Origin of the sequence: Thermobacillus sp. (genome assembly GCF_003390775.1) — a bacterium.
Lineage (GTDB): Bacteria > Bacillota > Bacilli > Paenibacillales > Paenibacillaceae > Thermobacillus > Thermobacillus xylanilyticus.
The window spans coordinates 85,970-103,043 of the sequence record NZ_QEWA01000034.1; the positions used below are offsets into that span (position 1 = coordinate 85,970).

The following is a 17,074-nucleotide window of genomic DNA, read 5'->3' on the forward strand; positions in this document are numbered from 1 at the left end:
CCGGACTTACGTCAGGGCGATGCCGATGCCGCCGCTGCAGTATCCGGCGAGGGTGACGGCCAGCCCCGAGGTCGCGGAGAAGACAGCGAGCAATCGGGTCTGCGCGGAGACCGGGATATTCAGGCCGGTCGCGTTAACGGTCGCCGTATCCCCGATGCTCAGGATGCCGGGCAGGACGGCGGTCACCGACGCGCCGGGGATCGGCGAGAAAATGTTGCTGAGCGGCGATTGGGACGCGTAGATCTGCATCGTCAGGTCAATGTCGTCCAGCAGCGAAAGTGCGGCGGTGACGCTGAAGAAAGCGGTCAGCGACGTGATCACGCCGTCCTGCGGCATCTGGAACGCGTAGTTCGTCGCCACTCCGGCCCCGCCGATCAGGCTGATGTTGCCGCCGACCAGCGATACGCCGGCAAAGCTCGAGCCGAATCCGACAAGCGCCGTGGTGCCGACAAGATTGCCGATCAATCCCGTCAACGCGACGGGCGCCCCGGAGGCAAGCGGGACAAGCGCGCTCGTCCCCGCCAAGCCATCCGATCCCGTAGGTCCGGTCGGGCCGGTATCGCCCGTCGGCCCCGTCGGACCGGTATCGCCTGTCGGTCCCGTCGGACCAATCGGCCCTTCCGGTCCCGCATCGCCTGTCGGGCCGGTCGGTCCTGTCGGGCCCGTATCCCCGGTCGGGCCGGTCGGGCCCGTCGGCCCCGTGGGACCGGTATCCCCCGTCGGACCGGTCGGACCCGTGGGTCCCGTCGGACCTGTGGCGCCGGCAGCCGCGATCAGCAGATAATCCGGCGAAGTATCCGGCGTTCCGACCGGCGGCGCCGAGACGACGATGTAGGTGCTTCCCTCATAGACGACGACCTGACCTACGGGGTACCCCGGCGCTTCATCGGGGTCGAAGATGACGATCCCCTCGAAACCGGCACCCGTCGGTCCGGTCGGGCCCGTATCCCCCGTCGGTCCGGTCGGACCGGTCGGTCCCGTAGGCCCCGTCGGCCCCGTTGCACCCGCCGGACCAATCGGCCCTTCCGGCCCCGGATCGCCTGTCGGTCCGGTCGGGCCCGTATCCCCCGTCGCACCCGTCGGGCCGGTCGGGCCCGTCGGGCCGCCGGCAGGCCCCGTCGGGCCGGTCGGACCGGTCGGACCGACCATGGTCGGCGAAGTCAGGGCCGTCTCCAGCGCCCCCGCGAGAAAAAACTCCTTCCTGACAATCTCGCGCAAGGTGGAGTTGACGCTGTTGTTCATCGCCAGAATGTTCTCGATCGTCACTTCCGGCGGCGTGACGCCGGGCAGCGTCCCCAGGGCGTATTGCAGCTTCTCGCCTTCGGTGTTGATGATATGACTGAGCCCCAGCTCTTGCATGGCGATGGCGGAAATGAGCAAGGAGATGGCATCATCCCGAGAGATCGAGATCGTTGGCGTAATGTTGGGCAGATTCGCCTGAGACACCAACAGACACCTCCCGAAACCGGAAATCTCGACCGTGAAACGCGACAGAAAGGTTCAACAGTCTATTTATGTATATCCGCAAGGTGCCGGTTGGTGCGGGCAGACGCCTGCCCCCGCAGGGAATTTTTGCCCCATGAAAAAAAGCCGAACAACGTCGGCTTATCCCGGAATGCCCGTTCGGATCATCTTGTTCAGCCACGGCCGGGGATAGCGGATTTGCCGCCGCACGAACGCGTACCTGCTGATCCGGAAATCCCGCAGGCCGGCAAGCCAATGCTGCAGCAGCCCGATCTGGCGAAGGTTCGCTCTCCGTTCCCACTTCCCGCAATACCGTGCCGCCAGCCACGCCCTCTCCAGCCGCTCCAGTTCGCGTTCCAGCGCCGCCGGGCGGGACAAATCCGGCATGTCCGGAAGGAGCGCCCGGCACAGCACCCGCCAGCGCCGCGCATGGATCAGAAGTTCGTGAAGCTGCTGCAGCGCCACGAAGGACGCGAAGCCGTACCATTTCACGCGCGCGTCGCCGCATGCGCCCGATTGCATCAGGAGGTGGAGCCGGCGGAGCAGTCGGCAAAGCGCGACGCCCCATTGGTTTCCGCTGCTCCAGAGGGTGGATGTCGCCAGCTCCATCGTTCGGGCCAGCTCCGGACCCATGGTGCGTTCTGACAACCGGTGCAAAATCCGGTGGTGTTTCGCGACCAGGATGGCCAGCAGCGCGTTCAGTTCACCGATCCAACCGGCGCGGCCCAGCAGCTCCGGCATTCCGTCCGGCCCGATGCCGGAACGGTCCCCATCCTCGCGGAACGAGCGCTCCATCCAGCGGATCATGCCGTCGGCGAACGCTTCCAGCAGGTTCGCGTATACCATGCCCGTCGCGGCATACGATTCGCAAAGCTGGAGAAAGCGGTCCCGGTCATCGGGCAATGCCATCCCGAACAGGTGGTCACTCCGTATTTCCATCATAGCCCGGATCCTCGTCCATGCCGAGAATGTCTTCAAGTTTGCACAGCAGAAGAAGCTGATTCTTCATCACGCTGCGCAGAATGTGGTCGACCGACTTGCCGATCATCAGCAGCGCCTCCAGACAGCCTTCTTCGGAGACGAGAACCTGCCGGATCTTCTCACCCTCGGCGCTCAGGATGTTCGCCAGACCGATCTCCTCCATTGCGACGGACGCCAGCAACAGATGGTAGACTTCTTCCCTGGTGAGCGTAATGTGCGGGTTGATATCGGGGACTGTCGGGAGTGACATGGACGCCGCCTCCATGGTTGGTTATTTTCGTCCTGCACGCCGATTGGACAGCAGGATCAGTTCCAAAGTATGAGGCGTCCTGTACAAATATGCCCCGATTGTCCGGTCGCGCCTTCACGCCGGTCCCCGGGTCCCCGCTTTTTCGCCCAACACCTTGTGGAAATAAGCGCGATTGTAGAGGACGCTTGGGTGATCGGGCCTGTACTTCGCCGCCTCTTCGTTGCAGGCGTGCGCCTTGTCGATGTCCCCGAGGCGATCGTAACAGACACTGAGCTGGAGATGCGGCAGCCAGGTCCGGGACGGGTGATCGATCCATCCGCCGGCGTCCGGCTCTTCCTCCCGGTATCGCACGGCCGCCTCAAACCAGAAGACGGCCTGGCGGTGCTTCCCCTCCTCGAGGAACGACGTGCCGAGCTGGCACAGCGCCTCGGGAGGCGGCATCATCAGGGAGAACAGGTCCAGCAGCATCCGCTGCTGCTTCTTCCTGTCGCCCGCGGCGCCGTAACAGGCCGCCAGCCGCATGTGCGCCTCGGCCCGCTCATCCGGCGATCCCTGATCCGCGGCCAGAAATTTCTCGAACCAGGGAATCGCCTCATCGTGCCGGCCGTGATCCGCCAGCCCGATCGCATACCCGAGAAGATCGCGCGGACCGAGATCGGCTCCCTTCTCCAGCAGCCGCGCGTACAGTTCCAGCCTTCGGTCGTCCGCATCCTTCGATGCCCGCCGCGAAATGCCGATATCCGAGCGCAGCGTCTTCCCCGTGACCTGCAGCCGCTCATGACCGGCGCCTTCCCAGCGGAAGCCGCAAGCGCGGCGGACCAGCCGGTGACGCTTGCGGCTGAGCAGCGGCCGGCCGTTCTCCTGCCAGACGAGATGATGGTCCATGAGCACGCTGTCGACGTCCGGCGGAATCTGTTTGAGCAGCTCGAGCAGTTTGAACCGGTCCTCCCGCTCGATCACATCGTCCGCATCCAGCCACAGGATGTAGTCCATCGTCGCCTGTGCGAAGGCGTCATTGCGCGCGGCGGACCAGTCGTCGTTCCAATCGAAGCGGAACACGCGGGCCCCATGCGCGGCGGCGACCTCCGCCGTGCGGCCGCCCCCGCCCGCATCCACCACGATGATCTCGTCCGCGATGCCCTCCGCCGAACGGAGGCACCGGTCGAGGTTGTCTTCGTCATCCTTCACGACGATGCACAGGCTGACGCGGGTCCGCCGCAGGTCGGCCTGGTAGTGGGTCTCGATGAACCGGTATCCCCCTTCGAGATCCGCCGAGCGGTACAGATGATACGCCGGCGTCCGCGTATCCACGTACAGCCGGAAACCGAGCACCGCCGCGCGGATGCAGAAGTGGCGGTCTTCCCCCGGCATCGAGAGATTGGGAATATACTCGAACCGGACGCCCCGGGTCAGGGCGGACCGGCTGACGAGCGTGCACGCCCCCAGCCCGCCGACCTCATGGATGCCGGGCTTCTTCAACTTCTCGAGAAAAGCTTCGGCCTCCGCAGCCTGCCGCGCCTTGTCCGACCGCGCCGGACTTCTCGCCCGCACCATGCTGTACTGGTCCGATTGCCACACCTGGGGCATCGGCACGTCGTCTTCCCGCCATTTCGTCCAGAAAATGCAACTGATGATGTCCTTGTCCGCCTGCAGGAGATGGATCAGCGAATCCGGATGCACCAGCAGATCGGAATCGATGAACCAGACGTAATCGAAGCCTTCCCTGATCGCTTCCCGGATGATCTCGTCCTTCATCCGGCCCACCCGCTCCATGTTGTCCTCCGTCCAGTAGTGGGTGGACTCGTCAACGACGTACCGCATGTGCTGGCCGTACCGGCTGATTTTCACGTTCGGCTGCGACGCCTGGAATTGCCGGAGGATCGCCGACGATTCTTCCCGCTCGTTGTCGTCGACAAAATGGTAGTGCACTTCGCAATCATCCGGCTTTCGCACGTGCTGCACCGTATAGAGGAACATCCGCAAAATTTCGGGCTTCTGCTGTACCGGACTGGCAATGAGAATCTTCATGGCTCTGCCGCTCCCCTCCCGTGGCGACCGGGCTCCCGACGCGTCATTTGACTCGGACGATGGTCAGTGTCGCCCCCGCTCCGTCAAACAAGCTGGTCGTGCGGCCGGGGCCGAAGATTTTGACCGACAGATTGCTGCCCGACGCGAGCGGTACGATGACGGTGCTCGTGTAGCCGGTGTTGTCCGAGCTCGTGAGCATGGCGGGCGCGTAGATCACATTGTTGATCGTCAGCGCGATGAAATCCGAAGCGGCCAGCCCGATGTTCACCATCCAGGTGACGAGGTAGTGGCCGGTCGCAGGCACGGTGAACACCGTGTTCGCGGCGTTCTTCATCACGCCGCTGAGCACCTGGTTGTCCGGGAAACGGATCGCCGTTCCGGCGCTGTCGATCTCCACGGTCTGGTTGGACGTGCTGGCGGCGAACGCGTGCGTGGCGGTCCATGCGGGATGCGCGGATGCGTTCGTCCCCGCCGTTCCCTGGCCGGATTTCGTTCCGGTACCCGCCCTGTCCGCGTTCAGCAGCCCGAGAACCGTCTCCAGTTTCGAATAGAGGTGCATCTCGTTTTTCATGGCGGTATTGAGCGTCTGCCTGACCGACTCGTTCATTGCCAGCATCTGATCGATGGTCGGAGGAGCAGGCGGCGACGTCCCCGGCAGCCTGCCGAGCATATACTGGATTTTCTCGCCCTCCGCGTTGAGGATATGGCTGAGGCCCAGCTCCTCCAGGGCGATGGACGACAGCAGCAGATTGATCGCATCGTCGCGGTCGATCGAGATGACGGGCGTAATGTTCGGAATGTTCGGGGCCGACATGCGTTTCACCCCTCTCGCGAAATCTTGCCGATGGTATACTGTATTGTCCGAGTTCCCGTCTTAGACTTCCTCACCGATGCCCTGCGCTCTGCAAGACGCCGAAGGCCGGAAAACGCGCAAGGCCGGCCGGGACGACAGTCCCGACCGGCCCTGGTTTCGTTTCCGCCTTTGCGTTCACAGCATCCCCTCGATGACGCGCGGCATGGCATACAGGGAGCATTGCTTCTCCACCGCGCCGAGCTCGTGGGCGACCTTCGGCATGCCGTACACGACGGAGGATGCCTCATCCTGGCCGACCGTCCGGGCACCCTTGCGGCGCATGGCGAGCAATCCTTTCGCCCCGTCGTACCCCATGCCCGTCAGGATGACGCCGATCGAACGGCTGCCCGCCTCCCGCGCCACCGATTCGAACAGGACGTCGATCGAGGGGCAATGCCGGTTCACCTTCTCCCCGTCAAAGACCTCCACCGTGAACCGGTCGCCCGACCGCTTCACCCGCATGTGCCGCTCGCCCGGCGCGATCAGCACGGTGCCGCTCTCCACCCGGTCGCCGGTCTTCGCTTCCTTCACCTCGAACGCCAGCGAACGGTTCAGCCGTTCGGCGAACATGCGCGAGAACTTCCCGGGGATATGCTGGACGATGACGATGCCGGGCACGTCGACCGGCAGCGCCTTGAGCAGCGTGTAGATCGCCTCGGTCCCTCCGGTGGACGCGCCGATGGCAATAAGCTTCGGCGCCGGCCTGACGGGATTTGCGCCGGCGCCGGTCGGCGGCTTCATCGCGCGCGCCGCGCCCGGAACGGCTTCGCCGGACATCGGACCGCCGGACCGCACGATTTTGGCCCGGGACGCAACCCGGATCTTCTCGGCCAGCTCTTCCACGAACCGCTCCACCCGCCCCGGCCCGGCATCGGGCTTCGGGATGAAGTCGACCGCGCCGGCGTTCATCGCGTCGAATACGGTCGAGCTGACGGCGCTCATCACGATGACCGGCAGCGGATATTGCGGCAGCAATTTCCGCAGGAACTCGATGCCGTTCATCTTCGGCATGTGGACATCGCAGACCATCACGTCCGGATGGTACGCCAGAATCCGGTCTCTCGCTTCGTAGGGATCGGCCGCCGTGGCGACAACGCCGATGCCGGGCACGGCCGCGAGGCCTGCCGCGAGCAATTGGCGGAACACCGCGGAGTCATCGACGACGAGCACCCTGATCGTCTTCTGCATGGGCGGTCGGACAGCCCCTTTCCTCATTCCTTGCGGTAAACCGACGGTTTCACGTACTTGAACGGCGATTCGAACCGGTTGATCGTCTCCGAATGGCCGATGAACAGGTAACCCCCCGGCACCAGACTGTCGTAAAATTTGCGAATCAACTGCCTGCGCGTATGCTCATCAAAGTAGATCATCACATTCCGGCAGAAGATGACATGAAAACGCCTGCGGAAGGGGAACGGGTCCATCAGGTTGAAGCGGCGGAACACCACTTCCTTCCGGATCCGGCCGGTCACCGCGTACTGATCCGTCCCGTGCGGGACGAAGTAGGAGAGACGCCACCGCTTCGGCAGAAGCTCGACGGACTCGGCGGGATAGACGCCGCGGACGGCCTGCCGGATCACATGCTCCGAGATGTCGGTGGCAAGGAGCGTCGTATCCCATCCCGTCCGGGCGCTGTCCAGATACTCATCGATCAGCATCGCCAGCGTATACGGTTCTTCTCCCGTGGAGCAGCCGGCGCTCCACACCCGAAGATCCTTGTCTTTCAGCCGGGGCATGATCTCGGGCAGCACCCTGTCCCGGAAATAATCGAAATGATCGGCTTCACGCATGAAAAACGTATGGTTGGTCGTCAGACGGTTGATCAGCGTCACGGCGGCCTGGCCGGTGCGGTCGGCCGTCACGTAGTCCAGATAGTCGGTGAAGCTCTTCATGTTCAGCGTCTGCAGGACGCGGCCGAGCCTTCCCAGCACGAGCATCTTCTTCTCCTTGCCCAGATGAAGGCCGAAACTCTGCTTGACATAAGCGGCCAGGCGCTCGAACTCCTTCTCCGTAATTCCGATCATGACATCGCCCCGCTCCGCAACGGAAAAGAGAGCCGGATGGCTCTCTCCCCGCTCATGACGAATATTTGCCGAACTCATGGTCGCTGAGCGCGATCTTCGTGTGACGAACCTTCGCGACCGGCTCCGGCATGGCGTCCTGCGAAACCGCCGCGGCTTGCCGGTCATTCACGGATTGCGGGTATCCGCCATGAACCCTGCGCAGCTTGAACCGTCTCACCTGGTCGTTCAGCAGGTTGGCTTGCGCGGACAGCTCCTCGCTCGTCGCGGCACCTTCCTCGAGGTTCGCCGAAGTCTGCTGCACGACCTGCGACACCTGCATGATGCCCTGATTGATCTGGTTGATGCCGATCGCCTGTTCGTTGGACGCCGTCGCGATGCTGTCGACCAGCGCGGCGACCTTGGACACGTCGTCGACGATCTGCTGCAGCGCGTTCGCGGTTTCCTGCGCGATCTTCGTACCGGTGTCCGCCTTCCGGATCGAGCCTTCGATGAGCTCGGTCGTCTCCTTCGCCGCGTTGGCGGAACGCGCCGCCAGATTGCGGACTTCCTCCGCCACGACGGCGAAGCCTTTGCCGTGCTGTCCGGCCCTGGCCGCCTCCACCGCGGCGTTGAGCGCGAGAATGTTCGTCTGGAACGCGATCTCGTCGATCACCTTGATGATCTTGGAGATGTTCTGGGATGCCAGGTTGATCTCGTCCATCGCGTTCAGCATTTCTTTCATCTGCGTGTTGCCGTTCAGCGCGTTCCGCTTGGCGGCTTCGGCCAGCTCGTTGGCCTGGTTCGACGAATCCGCGTTCTGCTGGGTCTGCGAGGAGATCTCCTCGATCGATGCCGTAAGCTGCTCCACGGAGCTGGCCTGCTCGGTCGCGCCCTGCGACAGCGAGACGGAGAGCTCGGAAATCTGTCTCGCGCCGGCGGCGACCTGGTCGGACGCGGTCTGGATGTTGCTCATGATCTCGTTGAGGTTGTCGCTCATTTTCCGGAACGCGTCCGCGAGCTGTCCGATCTCGTCCTTGCTCTCGATGTCGACGTTCACGTCCAGATCGCCGTCGGCGATCCGGTCGGCGGCTTCCACCAGCTTGCCCACAGGCTTGCTGATCATGCGCGAGACCACGACCCCGAACAGGATGGACACGATGAACAGGATGACGACGGTCACGATCATGGTCACTTTCGTGGTGTCGGTTTGGGCTGCAAGCGCTGCGGCCTGGTTTTTGCCGTTCGTCTTCCGTTGTTCGAACATGTCATTGATCGCGGAGTTGGTGGCGTTGGCGATTTCCTCACCTTCCGTCGTCATGAGGGCGATCGCCTGGTCGTTCTGGCCGGACAGCGACAATTCGATGACCCGGTTTCGCGTCGTTTTGTAGTTCTCGAACGACTGCAGCAGCGATTCGAACTGCCGCATCGTTTCTTCCTTGCGAATGGACGCCCGGAATTCCTCGAAATCGTGCTTGATCGCGGCGTCCAGCTCTTCGATTTCGGCGGCCAGCCGCTCCTTCGTCGCCCGGTCGTCGACCAGCAGGATGTTGGCCACTTTCACGCGGCCCGCATTGAAATCCATGCCGGCGGAGCCCAGATTGCCGAGCGAAATGCCGTAGTCCTCGTACATCGCCGCATATTCCGTGTCCACATTCTCCATGTTGTAGATGCCGAATACGCCGAGAACGCCCGCAATCAAAGCGACAATGACAAACGCCGAAATCAGTTTCGTCGCGATTCTCAGGTTGTTGAACCATTTCATGTTCCATCCGCTCCCGTATCCGTCAATTGTTGAGCAGTTGTTCCGTCTCTTCGTCGGTCAGCAATTTCTCGCAATCGAGCAGCAGCTTGACTTCGCCGGCCGCCTGGCCGATGCCCATGATGAACCGGTTGCCGCGACGGGTCAGATCCGGCGGAGCCGCGACCGCGGCGGCGGGGATGTTGACGACCTCGGCAACGCTGTCGACGATCAGGCCGATCGACAGGTCGTGAATGTCGACCACGATGATGCACGTCCGCTCCATGTATTCCCGGAAAGGCTTGTTGAATCGCACCCGCATGTCCATGACCGGAATGATCTTGCCGCGCAGATTGATGATGCCGCGCACGAATTCGGGCATGTCCGGAACGGGCGTAATCTTCTGCAAGCCGATGATCTCCGTGACATGGCGGATCTCGATCCCGTAGGCATCTCCGTCCACGACGAACGTCAGATACTTGTCCTTCTGCGAATCTTCTTCCTCAAGAACCGTCTGGCTCGCCACGGTGTCCGACATGTTCACTCTCTCCTTCATGCTTTAGGTTGAACAGCCCCTGGATGTCCAGAATGAGGCTGATGCTTCCGTCACCCAGCAGCGTACAGCCGGAAATGCCCCTCACCCGGTTCAGCTTCCGGATGTACGGGGGCAGCGCCTTGACGACCACCTGCTGCTGGCCGACCAGCTCATCGACGAACAGGCAGAGGCCGCGTCCGTCCTGCTCCACCATCATCAGCACGCCGTCCGGGATATTCGGCCTGCCGCCGGCGACGCGGAATAGCCTGTCCACGCGCAGAATCGGGTAGCATTCCCCACGGACCATGATCATCTCGTTGCCGTCGGGATCGGAGATGATGTCGCCGGCCTGCGCCTTGAACGACTCCCGGATCGCCGTCGTCGGGATCGTGTACAGCGCGTCGCCCACCCGGGCGTTCATGCCGTCGATGATCGCGAGCGTCAGCGGAATCTTGATCGTGAACACCGTGCCTTCGCCGGTCCGGCTGTCGACGGTGATCGTTCCGCCCACTTCGGCGATGTTCTGCTGAACCACATCCATGCCGACGCCCCGGCCGCTGTACTCCGTGATCTCCTCCTTGGTCGAGAAGCCCGGCAGGAAGATCAACTGGAAGATTTCCTTGTCGGACATGTCCTCTTCCGGCCTGTAGAGCAGTCCGGCCGCCTTCGCCTTCTGGAGAATCTTCTCCCGGTTCAGGCCGCGGCCGTCGTCCCGCACCAGAATCAGCACTTCGCCGCCGTTGTTCAGCGCCTCGAGCGTAATCACCCCCGTCTCCGGCTTGCCCGCCTCCGCGCGCTCTTCGGCGGTTTCCAGTCCGTGGTCGACCGCGTTCCGGACGAGGTGCATCAGCGGGTCCGTGATGTGCTCGATGATGTTCTTGTCCACTTCCGTCTCTTCGCCGACCAGCCGCAGCGTCACGTTCTTCCCGAGCTTGCGGCTCATGTCGCGGACGATGCGGTTCATGCGCTGGAACGTGGTGGCCAGCGGAACCATCCGGATCTCCATGACCTTGTCCTGGATTTCCTTCGTAATCTTCTGCAGATGTCTGGCCGCCTTCTGGAATTGCTCCAGATTCAGCCCGACGATCTCCGGATTCTGCGTGACCATCGCTTCCGCGATCACCAGCTCTCCGACCAGATCCATCAGCTCGTCCAGCTTGTCCACGCTCACATGGATCGTCGTGCCCTGATGCGCGGCGGCCGGATGGCGGACTTCCCGGTTCGGCTGGCGGGCGGTATTGCCGGTCTGCGGAGCGCCGCCATCGTCCCTGACCGCGGGTTCATCCGATGCCGGACGCGCTTCCGGTTGCTCCGCATCCGGCTCCCGCTCCCTTCCGTCCGGAAGAAGCGCCTCTTCCCGCTCCCCGTCCGCACCTTCCTCCGCGGGGATTTCCCGCAACTCCAGCTCCTTCAGGTAGCTGATGCTCGAGAGCTCGACATACAGCTCTTTGTAGTCCCGGTCCGTCGTCATGTGCAACCGGAAACCGTGATCCCGGATCACGGCGTCGGCTTCGGGATCGTTCAGCAGATTTTCCGGCACGTGATGAAAATCCGTCAGCCAATCCTTGATCTTGAAGAACGCCTGGTACGCCCGGATGTTCGCCATCTCGCAGTCGTCCGTGAAGTACAGCCTGGCCTCGTATTGACGCAGACCGCCGTATCCTTCCGCGCCGGCTTCCGCCCCGCCGTCCGTACCGCCAGACCCGCGGCTGAGCGTCTCCAGCAGCCAGTCCACCTTGCCGATCACGCTCGAGGCCTCCCCGTCGGCGGGCTCGCCGTTCCGGAGCTTGTGCAGCTCCACCTTGGTGAAATCCACCCCCTCCAGCATCAGGTCGGACAGTTCGGACCAGTCCGCCGGCCGGGAAGGGTTGTCCCGCAAATACGAGAAAAGATCTTCCAGTGCATGCGCAAGGGCGGCGATATTGTGGTACTGCATCATGGAAGAGGAACCCTTGATCGTATGCATGATGCGGAAAATTTCGTGGATCGCCTCTTCCGTGAACTCGCCGTCGTGCTCGCAAGCGAGAATCAATTCCTCGAGTTGGTCGACAAGCTGTGTGGCCTCCGTCAAATACGCTTCGAAAATCGGATCCCCGCGCTGGTCACTCATCCTACCTCTCCCCGTGTGCAGTGAATATCTGAACGCAAAAAAGCCCTCCAGACACGGACATGACTCAAGGGCTTCGCGCGAACACGCCAAAAAGCGTGCAACATGACTGTAAGCGAGCAACTTACGGCCTGACGGCCGGCAACCTGGCGATCATAGTTCAACGGACATTGAACCTTAGACCCATGGCTTTGCGTCACTGCCTTTCGACAGTTTTGCCCTTAATCATGCTATTCAATTATCCACCATGCGTAAATATTTACAATTTGAAGTGATAAACCCATATTCTGAATATTATTATTCTCTAAAACCTATTTTACTGACGATTATAAAAAATTACAAGTCAAATTAGTAAAAATTTCATGCCATAATTCATCTGTATTACAGCGTCGTTATAATGCTTTTGCACTATAATTACAATCCGCTTTCATGACCGTACCTTCCGTTATCCGTTCACGGGTCTTTGTTTCCGATGTTTGCTTCGGTCTGGTAAAACGCGCACAGCCCTTCGACGGCAAGGCGCCCGCATCCCGCGATGACAAGAAAAAAGAAGAACGCCGCCGGGGCGTTCTTCTTCCGCAGATTTTCATGTTTTTTCTAGGACACCTGCTCGAACTGGCTGTTGTACAGCTCCGCATAATGGCCGTTCTTCGCGAGCAGCTCCTCGTGCGTCCCGCTCTCGACGATGTCGCCGTCCTTCATGAACAGGATCAGGTCGGCGTTGCGGATGGTGGACAGCCGGTGGGCGATGACGAAGGAGGTGCGACCGGCCATCAATTTGTCCATCGCCTCCTGAATTTGGACTTCCGTGCGCGTGTCGACCGAACTGGTCGCTTCGTCGAGGATGAGCATCGGCGCATTCTCGACCATTGCGCGCGCGATCGTGATCAGCTGCTTCTGTCCCGCGGACAGATTCACCTTGTCGTCCAGCACGGTGTCGTAGCCGTTCGGCAGGCTGCGGATGAAGTGATGCAGTCCGACGGCCCGGCAGGCCCGCTCGACCTCTTCGTCGGTCACGCCCTGCTTGGCATAGACGATGTTCTCGCGGATCGTCCCCTCGAACAGCCACGTATCCTGCAGCACCATGCAGAACAGGCTGTGCACGTTCTCCCGCGTCAGATCCTTGATCGACACGCCGTCGATCAGGATGTCGCCGCTGTTCATCTCGTTGAAGCGCATGAGCAGGTTGACGAGCGTCGTCTTGCCCGCCCCGGTCGGTCCGACGATCGCGATCTTCTGGCCGGCCTTCGCGTGCGCGGAGAAATCCTTGATGACGATCTTGTCCGTACCCTCGTAACCGAAGCGCACATGGCGGAACTCGACGTCGCCACGGACGTTGTCAAGCCGGGCCGTCTTGCCGCTCTCGTCCGACATTTCCTCTTCCCCGAGGAACTCGAATACACGCTCGGCCGCTGCGGCAGCCGACTGCAGGCTCGTGCCGATCTGGGCGAACTGCTGCAGCGGGTTGGTGAAGAGCCGGATGTACACCATGAACGCGACGATCGTGCCGAAGCTCGTGTGGCCGTTCGTGGCGAGCAGCGCGCCGACGATGCAGACGACAACGTAGCCGAAGTTGCCGACGAAGCCCATGAGCGGCATCATCAGGCCGGACAGAAACTGTGATTTCCAGGCGCTCGTGTAGAGCTGCTCATTGATCTCGTTGAATTTCCGCCGCGCCTCCCGCTCGCCGTTGTAGGCTTTCACGACGGTGTGGCCGGCGAACATTTCCTCCACGTACCCGTTCACCCTGCCGGTATGCTGCTGCACGGCCGCGAAATGCTTCTGCGACACGCCCATGATGCGCGACATGAGGAAGAAGCCGATGAACGTGGACAGGATGGCCGAGAGCGCCATGATCCAGTTCGTGTAAAACATCATGACGAGCGCGCCGACGAAAGTGGTGATCGCGTTGATGAACGAGCCGATGCTGTTGTTCATCATCTGGCCGATCAGATCGACGTCGTTCGTGACGCGGCTGAGCACGTCGCCGGTGGAGTTCCGGTTGAAGTAAGACAGCGGCAGGCGGTTGATTTTGCGCGAGATGTCGCTCCGGAGCCGCCTTGACACGCGCTGCGTCACGGTCGCCATGATGAACCCCTGGATGTAGTTGAACAGCAGGGACAGCACGTACAGCACCGCGAGGAAGGTGCCCACCCGGGCAACCGCGTCGATGTCGATGCCGGTCATCATGCCGGCCGCGATGATGTCGGTGATCTCGCTCAGCTTGTCGGGGCCGATGATGTTGAATACGGCGCCGAAGAACCCGAGGACGAGCGCGACGATGATGCCCGGCAGATATTGGCCGATATAACCGAACAATTTGCGCACCGCGCCGCGGAAATCCTTCGGCTTGCCGCCCGGCATCATGCCGAACGGCCCGCCGTGCGGTCCTCCGGGCCTGCGCGGCCGCCGGTCGTTGTCGCCGATGTTGTATTCACGCCTGCCGCTCATGGGCCAATTCCTCCTTCGACAGCTGCGAATAGGCGATCTCCTGGTAGGTCGGGCAGTTCTCCATCAATTCGTCATGCGTACCGATGCCGACGACCCGTCCCTCATCGATGACGATGATCTTGTCGGCGTTCCGGATCGTACCGATGCGCTGCGCGACGATGAGCACGGTCGTCCCCTTCGTCTCCCGCGCGAGCGCTTCGCGGAGCGCGCGGTCCGTCCGATAGTCGAGCGCGGAGAACGAATCGTCGAAGATGAGAATTTCGGGCTTGCGGAAGATGGCCCGCGCGATGGACAGCCGCTGCTTCTGCCCACCGGACAGGTTATTGCCGCCCTGCGCGACCTTGCCTTCATACTGCCCTTCCATCTTCTCGACGAAATCCCGGCTTTGCGCGATTTCAATCGCCCGTCTTACGGCAGCCGTCTCATCTTGAGCGTCATCGCCGACTCCGTCTCTCCGGCCGTACGCCACGTTGGAACTGACCGTTCCGCTGAACAACACCGCCCGTTGCGACACGTAGCCGATACGGTAGCGCAGCGCTTCGAGCGTATATTCCTTGACGTTGCGGCCGGCTACCAGCACTTCGCCCTCGGTAGCGTCGTAGAATCGCGGGATCAGGTTGACGAGCGTCGTCTTGCCGCTGCCCGTCGCGCCGATGAACGCCACCGTCTCTCCCTTGCGGGCGGTGAAGCTGATATCGCGGAGCACATAGTCGGCGGCGTCCGGGTATTTGAAACTGACGTTCCGGAATTCGATTTCCCCTTCGGCTCCGGGCTTGCCTTCGGTCTCGGCGCCGTCTTCGATGCTCACTTCGGTGTCCAGCACCTCGAGAATCCGCCTGGCGGCCACCGCCGCGCGTGGCAGCATGACGAAGACCATACTGAGCATCATGAAGGAGAAGATGACCTGCATCGCGTAGGACGAGAACACGACCATGTCGGAGAACAGGAAGATCCGATCCTCCATCCGGGCCGCCTGGATTACGTAGGCGCCGATCCAGTAGATGGACAGCGACATGCCCGACATGATGAAGCCCATTCCCGGGAACATGATGGCCAGCGTACGGAACGCGGTCAGGTTGACGTTCGTCAGATCTTCGTTCGCCTTCTCGAACTTCCCCGTCTGGTAGCTCTCCGCGTTATAGGCGCGCACAACGCGGATGCCCGTCAGATTCTCGCGCGTCACGCGGTTCAGGTTGTCGGTGAGCGCCTGAATCTTCCGGAACCGGGGCAGCGTGACCGAGGTTACTGCGGCCAACATGATGACCAGCACCAGTACCGCCACGCCGGTCGCCGCCGTCCACTCCCAGTTCTTGCCGGAAATTTTGACCACGGCCCAGACGGCCATGATCGGCGCCCGCACCAGCACCTGCAGCCCCATCGCGATCAGGATCTGCACCTGGTTGATGTCGTTGGTCGTCCGGGTGATGAGGCTCGCGATCGAGAATCGGTTGACCTCCGACATGGAGAACGACATCGTCTTGTCGAACAGCGCGCTCCTGAGGCGCATGGACAGGCCGGCCGCCACCCTCGCCGCGAAATAGCCGACCACCATCGCGCACGCCATGCCGCCGATCGCGCACAGCAGCATGTACGCGCCGTTCAGCACGATCTCGCCCATGTTGGAGCCTTCGGACTGGACGAGCACGGTGACCTTCGACATGTAGCCGGGCAGCTTCAGATCCAGCCACACCGACGCCACGATGAAGACGACCGCGATCGCGAGATAAAGCCATTCCGTCCGGCGCAGATACCTGAATATCCTGAGCATCGCATCCTCCCCTTCGTCAGCGTGTCCATTTCAATCTTCCTCGGGTGCCATCTCATGAATCCGCTTGAGGATGCGGACGAATTCCCGAGCGTCGCGCTCCCCCAGCCTGCGCAGCAGCCGTTCCATGCCGCGCTTCGCCTCTTCATGCCGGCCGAGCGCGAAAGCTCTGCCTTCTTCGGTCACGTGCACGAGCACCCGCCGCCTGTCGGCCTCATCCCGCCTCCGCTCGATGAATCGCTTGCGCTCCAGGCTCTTCAGAGCGGCGGCCACGCGGCCGGTCGTAATCCGCAGCCACCGGCTGAGCTCGCCCGCCGAGACGCCGTCCCGACGGTGCGTCAGATACATCAGAATGCCCAGTTCGCCGTGGGTGATGCCCCTCGGCTCCTCGGGAAACGGGGGACGCCTCGAGCGGCGCATGGACTCGAACAACTCTTCGACCAGCCGGCGATAATCCATGAACGGTCCTCCTCCCCGCGCGCAGGCATAAATATCTTACAATAAAAGCTTTTAGTATAAGCTATTGTACCGCCGGCGGCGGCCGGAGGTCAACTCGGGAGCGGAAGCGGTCAATATCATCTTCCGCGCGGAAGGTTGACCCCTGACAGATTATTGCCCAAGCAATAAACTGTCGATCGTCCGCAGCCAAAATTCGCTAAAATCAAACTTTCCCTCCTTTCGCCGGGCTCGATGCCTTGAAAAACCGACATTCCGCTTCCTATAATGGAGGCGATCTCTTTCCGACGGGGTGAAACGGATGTCGTTCCGCATGGTCCGAACTATTTAGTCTCCCGGGCCGGGTCAACACGCGTGCCGGCCGCCAAGGGAGAAGTCTGCCCTTTTGGAGATGTGAGGGTTTGAACGTCGGATGGCGGGAATCGCATGACGTTTTCCCAACG

General features: G+C 61.9%; 13 protein-coding genes and 1 riboswitch. All 13 genes read right to left on the reverse strand.

What is annotated here, in order from left to right:
• Window positions 1–6 precede the first annotated feature (6 nt).
• Window positions 7–1,446: an exosporium glycoprotein BclB-related protein gene (locus C6W55_RS07530; RefSeq protein ID WP_286892157.1), complete on the reverse strand. Its 1,440-nt coding sequence runs from the start codon at window positions 1,444–1,446 to the stop codon at window positions 7–9.
• 159 nt (window positions 1,447–1,605) lie between these two features.
• Entirely contained in the window at window positions 1,606–2,403 is a 798-nt protein-coding gene (locus C6W55_RS07535; protein WP_286892158.1) for a hypothetical protein, read from the reverse strand.
• A complete protein-coding gene (locus C6W55_RS07540; protein WP_286892159.1) occupies window positions 2,387–2,695 on the reverse strand; it encodes an alpha-helical endospore appendage domain-containing protein in 309 nt (102 codons plus the stop codon). Before C6W55_RS07540 ends, C6W55_RS07535 begins: the two co-directional genes overlap by 17 nt.
• A gap of 114 nt (window positions 2,696–2,809) precedes the next feature.
• Window positions 2,810–4,723: a glycosyltransferase gene (locus C6W55_RS07545; protein ID WP_286892160.1), complete on the reverse strand. Its 1,914-nt coding sequence runs from the start codon at window positions 4,721–4,723 to the stop codon at window positions 2,810–2,812.
• A 43-nt stretch (window positions 4,724–4,766) separates the two neighbouring features.
• Window positions 4,767–5,537, reverse strand: a complete 771-nt coding sequence (locus C6W55_RS07550; protein WP_286892161.1) for an alpha-helical endospore appendage domain-containing protein — start codon at window positions 5,535–5,537, stop codon at window positions 4,767–4,769.
• Window positions 5,538–5,711: 174 nt separating this feature from the next.
• Window positions 5,712–6,764, reverse strand: coding sequence for a protein-glutamate methylesterase/protein-glutamine glutaminase (locus C6W55_RS07555; protein WP_286892162.1), 1,053 nt, complete (start codon window positions 6,762–6,764; stop codon window positions 5,712–5,714).
• A 23-nt stretch (window positions 6,765–6,787) separates the two neighbouring features.
• Window positions 6,788–7,600: a CheR family methyltransferase gene (locus C6W55_RS07560; RefSeq protein ID WP_286892163.1), complete on the reverse strand. Its 813-nt coding sequence runs from the start codon at window positions 7,598–7,600 to the stop codon at window positions 6,788–6,790.
• 52 nt (window positions 7,601–7,652) lie between these two features.
• Window positions 7,653–9,341 carry a methyl-accepting chemotaxis protein gene (locus tag C6W55_RS07565; RefSeq protein WP_286892164.1) on the reverse strand — a complete coding sequence of 563 codons (1,689 nt, stop codon included), beginning with the start codon at window positions 9,339–9,341 and terminating at the stop codon, window positions 7,653–7,655.
• Window positions 9,342–9,363: 22 nt separating this feature from the next.
• On the reverse strand, window positions 9,364–9,855 hold the full coding sequence (locus C6W55_RS07570) for a chemotaxis protein CheW (RefSeq protein WP_286892165.1): 492 nt from the start codon (window positions 9,853–9,855) through the stop codon (window positions 9,364–9,366).
• Window positions 9,821–11,962 (reverse strand): chemotaxis protein CheA, encoded by a 2,142-nt coding sequence (locus C6W55_RS07575; protein WP_286892166.1) that lies wholly within the window; start codon window positions 11,960–11,962, stop codon window positions 9,821–9,823. Before C6W55_RS07575 ends, C6W55_RS07570 begins: the two co-directional genes overlap by 35 nt.
• 134 nt (window positions 11,963–12,096) lie before the next feature.
• A riboswitch (cyclic di-GMP riboswitch) is annotated at window positions 12,097–12,189 on the reverse strand.
• A gap of 367 nt (window positions 12,190–12,556) precedes the next feature.
• Window positions 12,557–14,410 carry an ABC transporter ATP-binding protein gene (locus C6W55_RS07580; protein ID WP_483316353.1) on the reverse strand — a complete coding sequence of 618 codons (1,854 nt, stop codon included), beginning with the start codon at window positions 14,408–14,410 and terminating at the stop codon, window positions 12,557–12,559.
• Entirely contained in the window at window positions 14,394–16,178 is a 1,785-nt protein-coding gene (locus C6W55_RS07585) for an ABC transporter ATP-binding protein (RefSeq protein WP_286892167.1), read from the reverse strand. The genes C6W55_RS07580 and C6W55_RS07585 overlap by 17 nt, the downstream gene beginning before the upstream one ends.
• A 30-nt stretch (window positions 16,179–16,208) precedes the next feature.
• Window positions 16,209–16,634, reverse strand: coding sequence for a MarR family winged helix-turn-helix transcriptional regulator (locus C6W55_RS07590; RefSeq protein WP_286892169.1), 426 nt, complete (start codon window positions 16,632–16,634; stop codon window positions 16,209–16,211).
• Between the last annotated feature and the right edge of the window lie 440 nt (window positions 16,635–17,074).